Below are 13,468 nucleotides of genomic sequence, written 5' to 3'. Positions count from 1 at the left end.
CTCGTATGACTGCCCTCGACGCCGCCGCTGCCCGCGCCCGCCTGCTCGACCTCATCAAGGAACTCGCCGTGGTCCACGGCAAGGTGACCCTCTCCAGTGGCAAGGAGGCCGACTACTACGTCGACCTGCGCCGCATCACCCTGCACCACGAGGCCTCCCGCCTGGTGGGTCAGGTCATGCTCCAGCTGCTGGACGACGCCGGCATCGAATTCGAGACCGCGGGCGGCCTGACCATGGGCGCCGACCCCGTGGGCACCGCGCTCATGCACGCCGCCGGCGACGCGGGCCGCTCCATCGACGCCTTCGTGGTCCGCAAGGCCCAGAAGTCCTACGGCATGGGCCGCCAGGTGGAAGGCCCGGGCGTCGATGGCCGCGACGTCGTGGTCCTCGAGGACACCTCCACCACCGGCGGCTCCGCGCTGACCGCCATCGAAGGCGTCCGGAACGCGGGCGGCAACGTCAAGGCCGTGGCCGTGATCGTGGACCGCAACACCGGCGCCAAGGAAAAGATCGAAGCCGAGGCGGGCGTCCCCTACCTGTTCGCCTTCTCCAAGGATGAACTCGGACTCGACTGATCTCCCGCCCCCTGTGCCCGGGCCGGACGGTCCGGGCACAGGGCCCGACGACGACGGCGCGGCCCGCCGTCGCGATCTCGCGTCCCTGCTGCGCACGGCCGGCCGCATGCGCCGGTTTTCGCGGCGGAGTTTCCTCTGGCTGGGCGGCGCCTCCGCATTCCTCGCCGGGGACCTCGTCTACACGAGGGCCATCGCCGAGCAGCGACGGCAGACCACGATCCTGACCCTCGGTGACGACGCGCCCGGGGACGCCCCGGCCGACGCGGGCTGGTATCTGCTCCCGGGATTCAAGACCAGCTGGGACGAGGCGTCCTTCATCCTGACGACCCTCAAACCGGCGATCGGCCGCTGGGGACGGATGGCCGCCGTGGGGTACTCGAATCTCGGCCTGTCCGTGAACGACGTGGTGGACGCCATCGCCGCGTCGATCCGGCTCCGCGGGATCCGCCACGTGTTCTTGTACGGACACAGCTTTGGCGGGATGCTCGCGGTGCAGACGGCGGTGCTCCTGTGGGAACGTCACCGGATCCAGGTGCGGTTCATCCTGCTCGACTCCAGTCCCGCCAGCCGCTACGACGTGCTGGACCAGGACTCGTTCGGCGGCGTCGTCTACACCTACGAGCAGGGCGTGCCGATCCCCACGATCGTCCGGGGCGGTTACGAGCTGGGGGAGCGGATCGTCAACAAGCACGAGAGGACCTGGCGGCAGATCCTGGAACAGACGGCCGAGCAGCTGAGCCCGCTGGCGCCGTCGTCGTTCCTCATCCAGAGTGAGGCGGCCTACGTGTACGGCTTCGATGTGCGCCCGCTGGCGGAGCGGCTGCCGTACACGAGCCTGGTGTTCATCGGCAATCCGGAAGACGGCACGGTGGACTACGACACGGCCCGGCAGGGCTGGCGGAACGCGTTCCCGTCCCAGCTGCTGAGCTCCGACATCGAGACGCTCGGGGCGGTCCCCGCTCACGCCAGTCCGCAGTGGAGCCCGCAGGTGTACCACCCGATCCTTGAGCGGATCATGAATCGCTACTTCCCCCTGTGACTTCCGGTGGGCGCACCCCCAGGCGCGCCGTGGCCGTCGCACTGTCGCGTTCCGCCCCGACTACCCGCCGCAGCGGGCGCACCGGTAACTTTGGTACATGGCAAACAACCTTGATGATTCCGGGGTGGACGTCCTCCCCGAGCCCGAACGCGAAGTCCTCACCTGGGACACCTTCGGCGACGCGTCGCGCGAGCTGGCCCAGACCGTGGTGGACAGCGGGTTCCAGCCGGACGTGGTGGTGGCGATCGCCCGTGGCGGCCTGCTCCTGGCCGGCTCCATCGCCTACGCCCTCGGGGCCAAGGCGTGTGGCGCCCTGAACGTGGAGTTCTACACCGGCATCGGCACCGTGCTGCCGGAGCCCGTGGTCCTGCCGCCCATGCTGGACGAGGGCGCGCTGAGCGGCAAGAAGGTGCTCCTGGTGGACGACGTCTCCGATTCCGGCCGCACCCTGGCCAAGGTGGTCGACCTGATCGGTGACTGGGGCGCCGAGGTCAAGACCGTCTGCCTCTACACCAAGCCCCGCACCATCCTGGCGCCGGACTTCGAATGGCGCCGCACGGACAAGTGGATCACCTTCCCGTGGTCCTCGCTGCCGCCGGTCGAGCCGACGGTCTGAGCCCTGATCTTCGACCCTGGAGCACGACGGCGGGCCGGCCTCCGGTCCGCCGTCCCGGCTCGCTGACGAGAGCATCCTGAGGAGAGCGGCATGAGCGTTTCCGGGCAGCCCCTGCCGAACGGCGTGATCCCGTACGTCGAGCACCACGAGGGGGAGCGGCGCCTGCTGACCCTTCAGGTGACCACCCAGAACGTGATGGCCTCGGGCCGGTTCTGGCCCGTGGTGAGCATCGACGGGCGCAGTTACGTGGTGTTCTGGGGGTTCATGACCTTCGAGATCCCGGCGGACCGCTCCTGCCACGTCGCGGTGTACATCCAGGCCGACGCCATGACGCAGGCGGCTTCCCTGCTGCTGCCCCCGGGCCGTGACGTCACGCTCGTCTATGCGACCGATTTCGCCACGGGCCTGGGCAGGCTGGGCCCGGCCGCCTGAGCCGGCCCTGCCCGGCCTAGATCTGGTCGACGAGCGCCGCGACGCTCGTGAGGACCTGGTTGGGGCGGAACGGGTAGGAGCTGATCTCGTCGCTCCGGGTGATGCCGGAGAGCACGAGCACCGTGTGCAGACCGGCCTCCATGCCCGCCACGATGTCCGTGTCCATGCGGTCGCCGATCATGGCCGTGGTCTCGGAGTGGGCGTCGATCCGGTTCATGGCCGAACGGAACATCATCGGATTGGGCTTGCCCACGATGTACGGTTCGCGGCCGGTGGCCTTGGTGATGAGCGCGGCGATGGCGCCCGTGGCCGGCATCGGGCCTTCTTTGGAGGGGCCGGTGGCGTCCGGGTTGGTCGCGATGAACCGGGCGCCCGCCAGGATGAGGCGGATGGCCATGGTGATCGCTTCGAAGGAGTACGTCCGGGTTTCGCCGAGCACCACGAAGTCGGGGTCCTGATCCGTGAGGATGAAGCCCGCCTCGTGCAGCGCCGTCGTCAGTCCGGCCTCACCGATCGTGTAGGCGCGGTTGCCGCTGTCCGAGCTGTGCACCTGCTCCTTCAGGAACTGGGCCGTGGCCAGTGCGGAGGTCCAGATGTTCTCCTCGGGGACCTCCAGGCCGGACGACGCCAGGCGCGCGGCGAGGTCTCGCGGCGTGAAGATCGAGTTGTTGGTCAGGACGAGGAAGCGCTTGGAAGTGTCGACCCAGCGCTGGATGAGTTCGGCGGCTCCGGGGATCGCGTGGTTCTCATGAACCAGCACGCCGTCCATGTCGGTGAGCCAGCATTCGATCTCCTGACCGCTCCGGTGATTGCGCAAGGGACTGCGTTCGGCGTCGCTCATGATTCCTCCTCAGATGAGACTGTCTCCACTCTACGTTCCGCCCCACGTCTGAACGGAACGTGAAATCGCCGTCATGACTGGCGCGACAGCCCGGAATATGGCGAAATGGGAGAGAGTTTCCCAGTGAATCCAACGATTTGATTTAATGGGACTCATCACTCCTCCTCGTGAAAAGAAGACCCATGGACCCGAACAACGAGCCTGAACAGCCGCCCCTCGGCAGCACCCGACCCCTGGACCCCCGCGATGTCCCTGGCCGGCCCGGCCAGAATCCGCAGCAGAACCCAGGACAGCAGCAGGGGAACCCGTACCCCGGCGCCCAGAATCCCGGCGCACAGAATCCGGGCGCCCAGAATCAGGGCCAGCAGTACCCCGGCAACCCCTACCCGGGGAACCAGTACCCGGGCGCCGGTCAGCAGCAGAACCCGTACCCGGGTTCCTCCTACCCCGGTCAGGCTCCGACCCAGTCGTATCCCCAGCAGCCGGGACAGCAGCCCGGTCAGCAGCAGTCCTTCCAGGTGCACGTCCCGGAAGAGGAGGACCACACGGTCCTCCGCAACGGCCTGCCGCCCGTGCCGCCGCCCCCATCCGCCGGCAACCGCAAGACCCTGGCGATCGTGCTCGGCAGCATCGCCGCCGCACTCGTCGTGGTGCTCGTGGTCGTGTTCGCCTGGCTGGTGCCGGCGCTGTCCGGCAACAAGGAGCCGCGCGCCGTCGACACCGCGTCGCAGCAGAGCAGCCCGGAGTCCAGTCCCGAGGAGACGACGTCGGAGCAGCCCTCCGAAGAGCCGTCGCCGGAGGATTCCAGCGCCCCCGCCGTGTCGATGCCCGCCGGTGCCGTTCCACTCCCGGAGGAGTGGAAGGTCTACAAGAGCCCGGACGGCGCACCGGCGGACGGCGATTCCACGTTCAGCCGTTTCGTCACCGGTGAGTCGAGCTTCGCCCGCCTGAAGGAATGGTCCACGGACGTCAGCCTCGGCATCACGAAAGACCCGGAAAGCGGCCAGGAGATGCAGCGGGCCGCCGCGGGCACCAATCAGCTCGACTCGGACGGCCTGTCCGTCGCGTTCTCCTTCTTCGCCGAATCGGAGTCTCAGAAGTACGGTTCCGACCCGGAGAAGATCAAGGGCCTCATCAAGCAGCTCGAGACGAAGCTCAGTGGCATGTCGTCCGAACAGCTCGCCTCCGTGGTGGTGAGCCACAAGTGCGCCTCGGACTTCCGCACCACGAAGCCGGAGATCCGGTCCTTCCTCCGCGGCCTGGCCGTGGTGGTCGGCTTCGAATGCAAGACCTCGAAGGGCGACGCCATCCAGGGCGTCAACCTCTTCACCATCACGCCGTGGGGCACGCCCCAGCTGCTCGGCGTGAGCGGTCACCAGAGCTACTGGGACCAGCACCCCGGCCTCATGGCGGAGCTGGCCAACTCCTTCCGCATCAACAAGTGGCGGATGCCCTGAGCGGCCCACACCTCCTGCTCGGCCTCGTCTGAGACCGGCACTCCGCGCAGAGCCCGGGCCTTCGGTCCGGGCTCTGCGCGTCCCACTACAGTTGAAGGGTGACTGATCAGACCTCCGGCGACCCCGGCCTGCCCGCCCCCGCACAGGACACGGACGACGACGCCGGGGCCCGCGCCGTCGTCGCGCCGGATGCCGAGGGCGGAGCGGACGCCGTCGCGGCTCCGGAAGTGGGCGTCGGCCCGTGGGAGGGGCCGTGGCCCGAGGGGGACCATTGGGACCCTGAGTTGCTGGAGCACGGGGACCGGCGCAATGTGCTGGATCAGTACCGCTACTGGAAACACGACGCGATCGTGGCGGAGCTCGACACCCGTCGGCACGATTTCCATGTGGCGATCGAGAACTGGCAGCACGATCTCAACATCGGGACCGTGGTCCGCACCGCGAACGCCTTCCTGGCCAAGGAGGTCCACATCATCGGGCGCCGGCGCTGGAACCGCCGCGGGGCGATGGTGACGGACAAGTACCAGCACATCCGGCACCACCCCACGGTCGACGACTTCGTGGCCTGGGCCCAGGGAGAGGGCGTCACGATCCTCGGCGTGGACATCTTCCCGGACTCCGTGCCGCTGGAGACCTACGAGCTGCCGAAGAACTGCGTCCTGGTGTTCGGTCAGGAGGGGCCGGGGCTGTCCGAGGAGGTCCACCGTGCGGCGGAGGCCACCCTGTCGATCGAGCAGTTCGGCTCCACCCGGTCCATGAACGCGGCCTCGGCCGCGGCGATCGCGATGCACGCGTGGGTGCGTCGTCACGTCTTCGGCCAGCACGTGTCCTGACGCGGCACGGCCGACGGCCCCGGCGTGCCGCGTGATCCCCCGCGGAGCGCCGGGCCCGCCGCGCGTCATGATCCGGGCCACATTCCATGCCCGCGTGCTTGCTGGCTAGGATGGGTTCAGTCACGCGGAAATAGCGCGAATCGGTCGGCACCATCCCTGCTGTCCGGCCCATCCCGTTGCATCACCAGGAGTCAGCATGCCTATCGCAACCCCGGAAATCTACGCCGACATGATCGACCGTGCCAAGGCAGGCGGCTTTGCCTACCCGGCCGTGAACGTCACCTCCTCGCAGACCCTCAACGCGGCCCTCCGTGGTTTCGCCGAGGCCGGTTCTGACGGCATCATCCAGGTCTCCACCGGTGGTGCGGCCTACTGGTCCGGCGCCTCCGTCAAGGACATGGTGGCCGGTTCCCTCGCCTTCGCGGCCTTCGCCCGCGAAGTGGCCAAGAACTACGACATCAACATCGCCCTGCACACGGACCACTGCCCGAAGGACAAGCTGGACAGCTTCGTCCTGCCGCTCCTCGCCGCCTCCGAGGCCGAGGTCAAGGCCGGCCGCGACCCGCTCTTCAACTCCCACATGTGGGACGGCTCCCACGAGGAGCTCGGCGAGAACCTGCGCATCGCCCGTGAGCTCCTGGACCGCACCGCGGCCGCCAAGATGATCCTCGAGGTCGAGATCGGCACCGTCGGCGGCGAAGAGGACGGTGTGGAGAACGAGATCAACGAGAAGCTCTACACCACCACCGAGGACGCCCTGGCGACCATCGAGGCCCTGGGCTCCGGCGAAAACGGCCGCTACATCACGGCCCTCACCTTCGGCAATGTGCACGGCGTGTACAAGCCGGGCGGCGTGAAGCTGCGTCCCGAGCTGCTGAAGAAGATCCAGGAGGAGGTCGGCGCCAAGATCGGCAAGGCCAGCCCGTTCGACCTGGTCTTCCACGGCGGTTCCGGCTCCTCCGAGCAGGAGATCGCGGACGCCGTCTCCTACGGCGTCATCAAGATGAACGTGGACACGGACACCCAGTACGCCTTCACCCGCCCGGTGGCCGGCCACATGTTCAGCAACTACGACGGTGTGCTGAAGGTCGACGGCGAGATCGGCAACAAGAAGGCCTACGACCCGCGCGTCTGGGGCGCCTCCGCCGAGGCCGGCATGGCGGCCCGCATCGTCGAAGCCGCTCAGCAGCTCGGTTCCGCCGGCAAGAGCGGCAAGTAAGCATGTCCGACGAATTCCGTTCGAACCTCCTGGGGCCTGAGCCCACGAAGCTGCCGGCCGAGACCGAGGTGTACCAGCACCTCGCTGTCGGCGCGCACCCCCAAGAGCTCGTGGCGAAGTACCCGGCGTCGTCCCTGCTCTGGGCCCTTGCGGCGGAGCAGGCCTGGACCGAAGGCCGGACCGTCGAGTCCTACGCGTTCGCCCGGGTCGGGTACCACCGCGGCCTGGACGCCCTGCGCCGCAACGGCTGGCGCGGCGCCGGTCCCATCCCGTGGGAGCACGAGCCGAACCAGGGTTTCCTCCGGGCGCTCTACGCCCTGGGCCGCGCCTCCGCGGCCATCAATGAGCCCGACGAGCCCGAGCGGATCGAGAAGTTCCTCAACGACTCGGACCCCACGGCGAAGGCGGCCATCGAGGCCCTCTGAGCTTCGGCTGAGCTTCGACTGAGCCGAGCTTCGGCTTGCTGATACGACGACGGCGGCCGGTCACCTCTTGGTGACCGGCCGCCGTCGTCGTATCAGGAGCGCCGGGTCGCCGACATCGCTATTGCCCGCCTCCCCGCCGCTGAACTCGCGATCTTCGGGCTGAGCTCGCTACTGCTTTCAGCGAGCTCAGCCCCGTTCCAGCGAGTTCAGCGCGGGGTCGCCGCTGTCCCCTTCAGGCCTTGCGCAGCTCGCGCCGCAGGATCTTGCCCGACGCCGACTTCGGGATGGCGTCCAGGAACTCGACCTGCCGTACCTTCTTGTGCGGGGCGACGTGGGCCGCCACGAACTCCATGACCGCGGCGGCGTCGAGCTCCGAACCGGGCTGCCGCACGACGAACGCCTTGGGCACCTCCTGGTGGTCCTCGTCGTAGGCGCCGACCACTGCGACGTCGGCGACCTCGGGGTGCGTGAGCAGCAGGGCTTCCAGCTCGGCCGGCGGGATCTGATAGCCCTTGTACTTGATGAGCTCCTTGAGCCGGTCGACGATGCTGACCACGCCGGTGGAGGAGACCGTGGCGATGTCCCCGGTGTGCAGGAAGCCGTCGGCGTCGAGGGTCTCCGCCGTCGCCTCGGGGAGGTTCAGGTACCCCACCATGACGTTGGGCCCGCGGCAGAGCAGGTGACCCGGTTCGCTCACGCCCTCGGCCGGAGGGTCGATGTCCTCCCCGGTGGCCAGGTCCACGATCCGGATGTCCATGTTCGGCACGGTGTAGCCGCAGCTGCCCAGCGGCACGCCTTCGGACGAGCGGGGGATCAGGTGGGAGACCGGGCTCATCTCGCTCATCCCGTAGCCCTGCAGCATCGTGCAGCCGAGACGTTCCGCGACGGCGTGCCCCAGTTCCTCGTCCAGCGGCGCGGCCCCGGACAGGGCGGTGTGGACGCTGGAGAGGTCGTAGTCCGCCACGAGGGGGTGCTTCGCGAGGGCGACGGCCACCGGAGGCGCGATGAAGAGGTACGTCACGCGGTGTTCCTGGATGATGCGCAGGAACTCGGTGAGGTCGAACTTGGGCATCGTGACGAGCTGTGCGCGTTCGGCGAGGGCCAGGTTCAGCAGCACGGTCATCCCGTAGATGTGGAAGAACGGGAGCAGGGCGAGCAGCACGTCGTCGCGGTCGACCTCCAGGAGAGCCCGGCTCTGCTGGACGTTGGCCACCAGATTGCGGTGGGTGAGCATGACGCCCTTGGGCTTGCCGCTTGTGCCGGAGGAGAAGGGGAGCGCCGCGATGTGGGTGGCGGGGTCGAGGTGCACTTCGGGCGCCGGGTGGCCGGCGGTCAGCACGTCCTTGAGGGAGGGGTGTCCCGGGGCTCCGTCCAGGACCACGAGGCGCTCCGCGGGAATGCCCTGATGGGCCGCGGCGGCTTCGGCGCGTTCCAGGAACGGCGAGATCGTGAAGAGCCAGCCGGCCCCGGCGTCCTCGAGCTGGTGCCCCACCTCGTCGGCGGTGTAGAGAGCGTTGATGGTGGTGGCGGCAGCGCCGGCGCGGAGGATCCCATGGAAGACCGCCGCGAAGGCCGGGATGTTGGGGGCGAAGAGCCCCACCACATCGCCCGGCCGCACGCCGTGGGCCGCCAGATAGCCTGCGACCGCGTCGATCTGCGCCGCGAGCGTCCCGTAGTCGGTCTGCGCGCCGGTGGTTCCGTCGACCAGAGCGATCCGCGCGCGGTCGTTGTCATCCAGGGAGCCGAAAAGGTAGTCGTACACGCTCACATCAGGGATGTCGACGTCGGGGAACGGACTGCTGAACACGGTGCCTCCTGCGTGCCGGTGCCAGGCGCCGACAGGGCCGCGGTGCCTTGGTTACCGGTCAGTATGGGTGATCCCGGCCGAAATGGCGAGAGGTCCAGACCGGCCCCGACGTGCGACGCGGCAAGATGACGGATTGCAATCACTTACCCGTTGACACGGTGTGCCTCCGATGATGCACTGAAATCAGCACTGCATGGCAGCAGTAGGGGGCCGGGTGCTTATTCATCACTCAACTGCTATGACAAGGCATCACCATGGAGAATCAATCCACCACTCGTCCATTCCGTTCCCGGAAAGTCCGCGCCATCCTGGCCGGAGGTCTCGTTCTGGGAGTAGGCGCGGTCTTCACGCTCGCCGCCTGGACCGACAATGAATGGGTCTTCGGCCAGAACGACGCCGGAACCGGCGGCCCGGGCACCCGGGTCTACCACATGGAGCAGAACACCTGGACCGGGACCGCGGGCGCCGCGGCCTGGAGCGACCAGAGCGCCAAGAACGGCGGGGCCCTGACCTTCGCCGTCAACGCCGACAAGCTGGTCCCGGGCAGCACGGTCTACGCGCCGATGCAGCTCCGGGCGGCGGTCGGCTCCGAGGCGCTGACCGCGACCCTCGCCGAAGGCGTGCAGGCCACCCCCGTGGTGGACCCCACCAACAACTCGGCGCTCTACGCGGCTCTGACCTACTCGGCCAAGACCGGCGTGACCAAGGCCCAGTGCAACGCGGCGGGCTTCACCGCCAATGGCACCGTCCTGGTGGCCGCCGGTCAGCCGCTGACCGCCACCTCGGCCACTCCGATCAGCCTGCCGGCCGGTCCGGATGCCGTCACCGCCGGCACCGGGGTGGACATCTGCCTGGCGATCACGTTGCCGACCACCGCGGATCCGACGCTCCAGGGCAAGAAGACCACCCCGCTCTGGCGCTTCACCAGCACCGTCGGTTCCTGATCGGTGCTGACGCGCAGCATCAGGACGGTCCGCGAGGTTCTCCTGAGCGTCGCGGCCGTCCTGGGCCTGGTGTGTCTGCTGTCCGTCCTGGCGGCCCTGCTGTTCGGTGCGGGATTCGTGGTCTTCCGGACCGGTTCCATGGAACCGGAGTACCCGGTGGGCGCCCTGTCCCTGACGATGCGGGTTCCCGCTGACCAACTCAAACCCGGGGAGGTGGCGTCCGTGACGCGTCAGGGCACGAAGACCCTGGTCACGCACCGCGTAGTCTCCGTGGCGCCCGAACCCGGCGCCGGGAAGGGAGCGGCGACCCTGGTGCTCAAGGGGGACGCCAACAGTTCCCAGGACCCGGTGCCGTACCAGGTGACGACCGCGCAGCGCGTGATCTTCACGGTTCCCGTCGTCGGCTCGTGGGTCATGGCGACCCGCGGGCCGTGGTTCCTGGGAGCCGCCACCCTCGTGCTCGCCGCGCTGGTGACCTGGGCGTTCTGGCCGCACCGGGTGCCACGGCATCGTGGAGGGCAGCAGGCGGGTCCTCAGGAGTCGTCATGAGACGGGCCGGACGCCGTGCCGCTCTGCTCTTCGCGGGTCTCCTGCTCGCGAGCCTCGCCGTGGTCGGCGGGCCCGCAGGGGCGGCGAGCGGTGCAGGCCAGGATCCGGTCTTCACTCCAGTTCCGGAGACGGGCGAGCGGGGGCATCTCCAGCTCGCCTCGTCGCCGTATCCGCTGACCTTCCCTTCGCTGCGTCCGGGCCAGCAGTACAGCTGGCAGCTCAGACTGCGAGTGGCCGAAGGGGACCCGGCCGCAACTTCTCTGAAGCTCAGTGCCACGGGGGCGCTCGCGGTGACCGGGGGTTATCTGGTCACGGTGCGCGAGTGTTCCGAACCGTGGAACGGGGCGAGCGGCGTGGGAGCGGAACTCCGCTGCCCGGGGCGTCCCATGCTCCGCGTCGACCGTGAGGCGCTGAAAACGGTGGATCCACAGACGAGTGTTCCTCTGGCGGGCCTCCCACGGGGGAGGGACTCCTATCTGGCGGTCACGCTGGAGGCTCCGCGCGGGACCCCGGCGGCTCCCCGGGGCGGCCTGCGGCTCGGGCTCGGAATCACCGCGCAGTCGGAGGACGACGCCGGGCCCACCCCTCCGGGCGGCGGTCACCTCGGCGACACGGGCTTCGAGGGCGGCCGGTTCGCGCTGCTGGGCGGCGGGACGCTGCTGGCCGGGGCCGCTTTATGGGCGGCGTTCCGGCGGGGTCCGGCCGCGGTGACCCCGCGGGAAGGACCTGACGAGGAGAAGGACGGAGGAGCATCGTGAGGACCCGAGGCGGGATCGCCGCAGCGCTGGCCGCGTGCGCCGTCGTCGTCTCCGCCGTGCCCACCTCCGCCGCGTGGAGTGACAACGAGTGGACGGCGGGCGCCGGAATCGGGACCTACACGGTGCCGCCGGCCACGCTCACCAGACCCTGTGCCTACAACGCCGGGGTGCTCGGGCTCGGCGCCAAGATCATCATCTATTGGAAGCCACCTGCCGGGTTCACCCTCTCCAATGCCACCGTGTACGCCTCGCAGAGTGGTCTCGGGTCAGCGCTGGCTCCTCTGACGGGTTTCTCCATGACGGCGAACACCACCGGCACCACCACGGAATACACCACCGAGGTCCCCGTGAACCTCCTCGGGGGACTCCTGGGCCTGGGCACCGATCTGGAACTGGCGATCGTCATCAACAGCGGCACCTGGCCCTCCGTGCCGGTCAAGGTCCGCGCCAATCCGGGGCTCGTCGGCGGTCTGGGAGGGTCCTGCACGAACATCGGCTGACCGTCGTGAAGCGGCCCGATGCGGGCTGTCGGCCCCGGTCGACTAAGCTGGGTAGGTCAACGCCCCTGCCGAATCCTCGGGGAGGATCTAATGCCAGCAATCGTGATCGTCGGAGCCCAGTGGGGCGATGAAGGCAAGGGAAAGGCCACCGACCTCCTGGGCGGGCGCGTGGATTACGTGGTCAAGCCCAACGGCGGCAACAACGCCGGCCACACGGTCGTGGTGAACGGCGAGAAGTACGAGCTCAAGCTCCTTCCCGCCGGCATTCTCAGCCCCAACGCCATCCCGGTCATCGGCAACGGCTGCGTGGTGAACCTCGAGGCCCTCTTCCAGGAGATCGACGGTCTGGAGGCCCGCGGCGCGGACACCTCCCGCCTCCGCGTCTCCGCCAACGCCCACCTCGTGGCCCCGTATCACCAGGTGCTGGACAAAGTCACCGAGCGCTTCCTCGGCAAGCGCGCCATCGGAACCACGGGCCGCGGCATCGGCCCCGCCTACATGGACAAGGTGGCGCGCCTCGGCCTCCGCGTTCAAGACGTCTTCGACGAGTCGATCCTCCGCCAGAAGGTGGAAGGCTCGCTGCACCAGAAGAACCAGCTCCTGGTGAAGGTCTACAACCGCCGTGCCGTGGAGGTGGAGGAGATCGTCCAGTACTTCCTCTCCTTCGCCGAGCGCCTTCGCCCTCTGATGATCGACTCGACCTATGAACTGAACAAGGCCCTGGACGAGGGCAAGGTGGTCCTCATGGAGGGCGGCCAGGCCACCTTCCTGGACGTGGACCACGGCACATACCCCTTCGTGACCTCGTCCAACCCCACCGCGGGCGGCGCGTCCGTGGGCTCCGGCATCGGTCCCACGCGCATCTCCCGGTCGATCGGCATCATCAAGGCGTACACCACGCGTGTGGGCGCCGGTCCGTTCCCCACTGAGCTGTTCGATGACATGGGTCTCTACCTGCAGAAGACCGGTGGCGAGTTCGGCGTGAACACTGGCCGTCCGCGTCGCTGTGGCTGGTACGACGCCGTCCTGGCGCGTCACGCCTCCCGCGTCAACGGCTTCACGGACTACTTCCTCACCAAGCTGGACGTCCTCACGGGCATCGAGCAGATCCCGGTCTGCGTGGCGTACGACGTCGACGGCGTCCGCCACGATGAGATGCCGATGACCCAGACGGACTTCCACCACGCGAAGCCCATCTTCGAGTACTTCCCCGGCTGGACCGAGGACATCAGCGGCGCCAAGACCCTGGAGGACCTCCCGGAGAACGCCCGCGACTACGTCCTCGCGCTCGAACGCCTCTCCGGCACCCGGTTCTCCGCCATCGGCGTGGGCCCGGACCGCGAGCAGACCATCGTCGTCCACGACCTGATCGAGGACTGATTTCCGCACCCCTTTCTCGAGGGCCGGTGGCGCGTTGGCGCCGCCGGCCCTCGGTGCTTTCGAGCCGGACTGGCGGGTTCCCGGAAGCGGCGC

15 protein-coding genes are annotated in these 13,468 nt (G+C 68.7%); 13 read left to right on the top strand and 2 right to left on the bottom strand.

The window, feature by feature from the left end; translation table 11 throughout:
* Positions 1-5: 5 nt before the first annotated feature.
* From pyrE to BLV63_RS16765, 4 genes are all read left to right on the top strand, one after another.
* The gene (pyrE, locus tag BLV63_RS16780) at positions 6-575 is read left to right on the top strand and encodes an orotate phosphoribosyltransferase (protein ID WP_066214684.1); all 570 of its coding nucleotides are present in this window, start codon (positions 6-8) and stop codon (positions 573-575) included.
* Complete coding sequence (locus BLV63_RS16775; RefSeq protein WP_139244781.1) at positions 556-1,614, top strand: alpha/beta fold hydrolase; 1,059 nt, start codon at positions 556-558, stop codon at positions 1,612-1,614. The genes pyrE and BLV63_RS16775 overlap by 20 nt, the downstream gene beginning before the upstream one ends.
* A gap of 97 nt (positions 1,615-1,711) precedes the next feature.
* Positions 1,712-2,230, top strand: a complete 519-nt coding sequence (locus BLV63_RS16770; RefSeq protein WP_066214690.1) for a phosphoribosyltransferase — start codon at positions 1,712-1,714, stop codon at positions 2,228-2,230.
* A 90-nt stretch (positions 2,231-2,320) separates the two neighbouring features.
* The gene (locus BLV63_RS16765; RefSeq protein ID WP_066214692.1) at positions 2,321-2,662 is read left to right on the top strand and encodes a hypothetical protein; all 342 of its coding nucleotides are present in this window, start codon (positions 2,321-2,323) and stop codon (positions 2,660-2,662) included.
* 16 nt (positions 2,663-2,678) lie between these two features.
* Here BLV63_RS16765 and BLV63_RS16760 read toward each other — a convergent pair whose 3' ends face one another.
* The gene (locus BLV63_RS16760; protein ID WP_066214694.1) at positions 2,679-3,503 is read right to left on the bottom strand and encodes an HAD-IIA family hydrolase; all 825 of its coding nucleotides are present in this window, start codon (positions 3,501-3,503) and stop codon (positions 2,679-2,681) included.
* Between the two features lie 182 nt (positions 3,504-3,685).
* Here BLV63_RS16760 and BLV63_RS16755 point away from each other — a divergent pair, with 182 nt between their 5' ends.
* The 4 genes from BLV63_RS16755 to BLV63_RS16740 all read left to right on the top strand — a co-directional run bounded on the left by BLV63_RS16755 (position 3,686) and on the right by BLV63_RS16740 (position 7,437).
* A complete protein-coding gene (locus BLV63_RS16755; RefSeq protein WP_066214696.1) occupies positions 3,686-4,960 on the top strand; it encodes a hypothetical protein in 1,275 nt (424 codons plus the stop codon).
* 98 nt (positions 4,961-5,058) lie between these two features.
* Positions 5,059-5,793 carry a TrmH family RNA methyltransferase gene (locus BLV63_RS16750; RefSeq protein WP_074784654.1) on the top strand — a complete coding sequence of 245 codons (735 nt, stop codon included), beginning with the start codon at positions 5,059-5,061 and terminating at the stop codon, positions 5,791-5,793.
* A gap of 196 nt (positions 5,794-5,989) precedes the next feature.
* Positions 5,990-7,012, top strand: coding sequence for a class II fructose-bisphosphate aldolase (fbaA, locus tag BLV63_RS16745; protein ID WP_066214698.1), 1,023 nt, complete (start codon positions 5,990-5,992; stop codon positions 7,010-7,012).
* Between the two features lie 2 nt (positions 7,013-7,014).
* Positions 7,015-7,437 carry a DUF3151 domain-containing protein gene (locus tag BLV63_RS16740; RefSeq protein ID WP_066214700.1) on the top strand — a complete coding sequence of 141 codons (423 nt, stop codon included), beginning with the start codon at positions 7,015-7,017 and terminating at the stop codon, positions 7,435-7,437.
* Between the two features lie 232 nt (positions 7,438-7,669).
* On the opposite strand, the gene BLV63_RS16735 is transcribed toward BLV63_RS16740, so the two are convergent.
* Positions 7,670-9,244, bottom strand: a complete 1,575-nt coding sequence (locus BLV63_RS16735) for an AMP-binding protein (protein WP_066214703.1) — start codon at positions 9,242-9,244, stop codon at positions 7,670-7,672.
* 254 nt (positions 9,245-9,498) lie between these two features.
* Between BLV63_RS16735 and BLV63_RS16730 the strand changes: the two genes are divergently transcribed.
* The 5 genes from BLV63_RS16730 (at position 9,499) to BLV63_RS16710 (ending at position 13,375) form a co-directional block, all read left to right on the top strand.
* On the top strand, positions 9,499-10,188 hold the full coding sequence (locus tag BLV63_RS16730) for a SipW-dependent-type signal peptide-containing protein (RefSeq protein ID WP_066214704.1): 690 nt from the start codon (positions 9,499-9,501) through the stop codon (positions 10,186-10,188).
* 3 nt (positions 10,189-10,191) lie between these two features.
* Positions 10,192-10,737 carry a signal peptidase I gene (locus BLV63_RS16725; protein WP_254780621.1) on the top strand — a complete coding sequence of 182 codons (546 nt, stop codon included), beginning with the start codon at positions 10,192-10,194 and terminating at the stop codon, positions 10,735-10,737.
* Positions 10,734-11,495, top strand: a complete 762-nt coding sequence (locus tag BLV63_RS16720) for a hypothetical protein (RefSeq protein ID WP_066214706.1) — start codon at positions 10,734-10,736, stop codon at positions 11,493-11,495. Before BLV63_RS16725 ends, BLV63_RS16720 begins: the two co-directional genes overlap by 4 nt.
* A complete protein-coding gene (locus BLV63_RS16715; RefSeq protein ID WP_066214708.1) occupies positions 11,492-11,995 on the top strand; it encodes a hypothetical protein in 504 nt (167 codons plus the stop codon). The genes BLV63_RS16720 and BLV63_RS16715 overlap by 4 nt, the downstream gene beginning before the upstream one ends.
* Before the next feature lie 90 nt (positions 11,996-12,085).
* Positions 12,086-13,375: an adenylosuccinate synthase gene (locus BLV63_RS16710; RefSeq protein WP_066214710.1), complete on the top strand. Its 1,290-nt coding sequence runs from the start codon at positions 12,086-12,088 to the stop codon at positions 13,373-13,375.
* Positions 13,376-13,468: the final 93 nt, after the last annotated feature.

It is taken from the genome of Arthrobacter woluwensis, assembly GCF_900105345.1.
Taxonomy (GTDB): Bacteria; Actinomycetota; Actinomycetes; order Actinomycetales; family Micrococcaceae; genus Arthrobacter_E; species Arthrobacter_E woluwensis.
Note: the sequence above shows the minus strand (reverse complement) of the source record. Positions and strands in the feature narration are given on the sequence as shown.

Excerpts from the sequence above, each read along its gene's own strand:
- pyrE (WP_066214684.1), top strand. The coding sequence starts at position 6 with ATGACTGCCCTCGACGCCGCCGCTGCCCGCGCCCGCCTGCTCGACCTC.
- BLV63_RS16775 (WP_139244781.1), top strand. The coding sequence starts at position 556 with ATGAACTCGGACTCGACTGATCTCCCGCCCCCTGTGCCCGGGCCGGAC.
- BLV63_RS16770 (WP_066214690.1), top strand. The coding sequence starts at position 1,712 with ATGGCAAACAACCTTGATGATTCCGGGGTGGACGTCCTCCCCGAGCCC.
- BLV63_RS16765 (WP_066214692.1), top strand. The coding sequence starts at position 2,321 with ATGAGCGTTTCCGGGCAGCCCCTGCCGAACGGCGTGATCCCGTACGTC.
- BLV63_RS16760 (WP_066214694.1), bottom strand. The coding sequence starts at position 3,503 with ATGAGCGACGCCGAACGCAGTCCCTTGCGCAATCACCGGAGCGGTCAG.
- BLV63_RS16755 (WP_066214696.1), top strand. The coding sequence starts at position 3,686 with ATGGACCCGAACAACGAGCCTGAACAGCCGCCCCTCGGCAGCACCCGA.
- fbaA (WP_066214698.1), top strand. The coding sequence starts at position 5,990 with ATGCCTATCGCAACCCCGGAAATCTACGCCGACATGATCGACCGTGCC.
- BLV63_RS16740 (WP_066214700.1), top strand. The coding sequence starts at position 7,015 with ATGTCCGACGAATTCCGTTCGAACCTCCTGGGGCCTGAGCCCACGAAG.
- BLV63_RS16730 (WP_066214704.1), top strand. The coding sequence starts at position 9,499 with ATGGAGAATCAATCCACCACTCGTCCATTCCGTTCCCGGAAAGTCCGC.
- BLV63_RS16720 (WP_066214706.1), top strand. The coding sequence starts at position 10,734 with ATGAGACGGGCCGGACGCCGTGCCGCTCTGCTCTTCGCGGGTCTCCTG.
- BLV63_RS16710 (WP_066214710.1), top strand. The coding sequence starts at position 12,086 with ATGCCAGCAATCGTGATCGTCGGAGCCCAGTGGGGCGATGAAGGCAAG.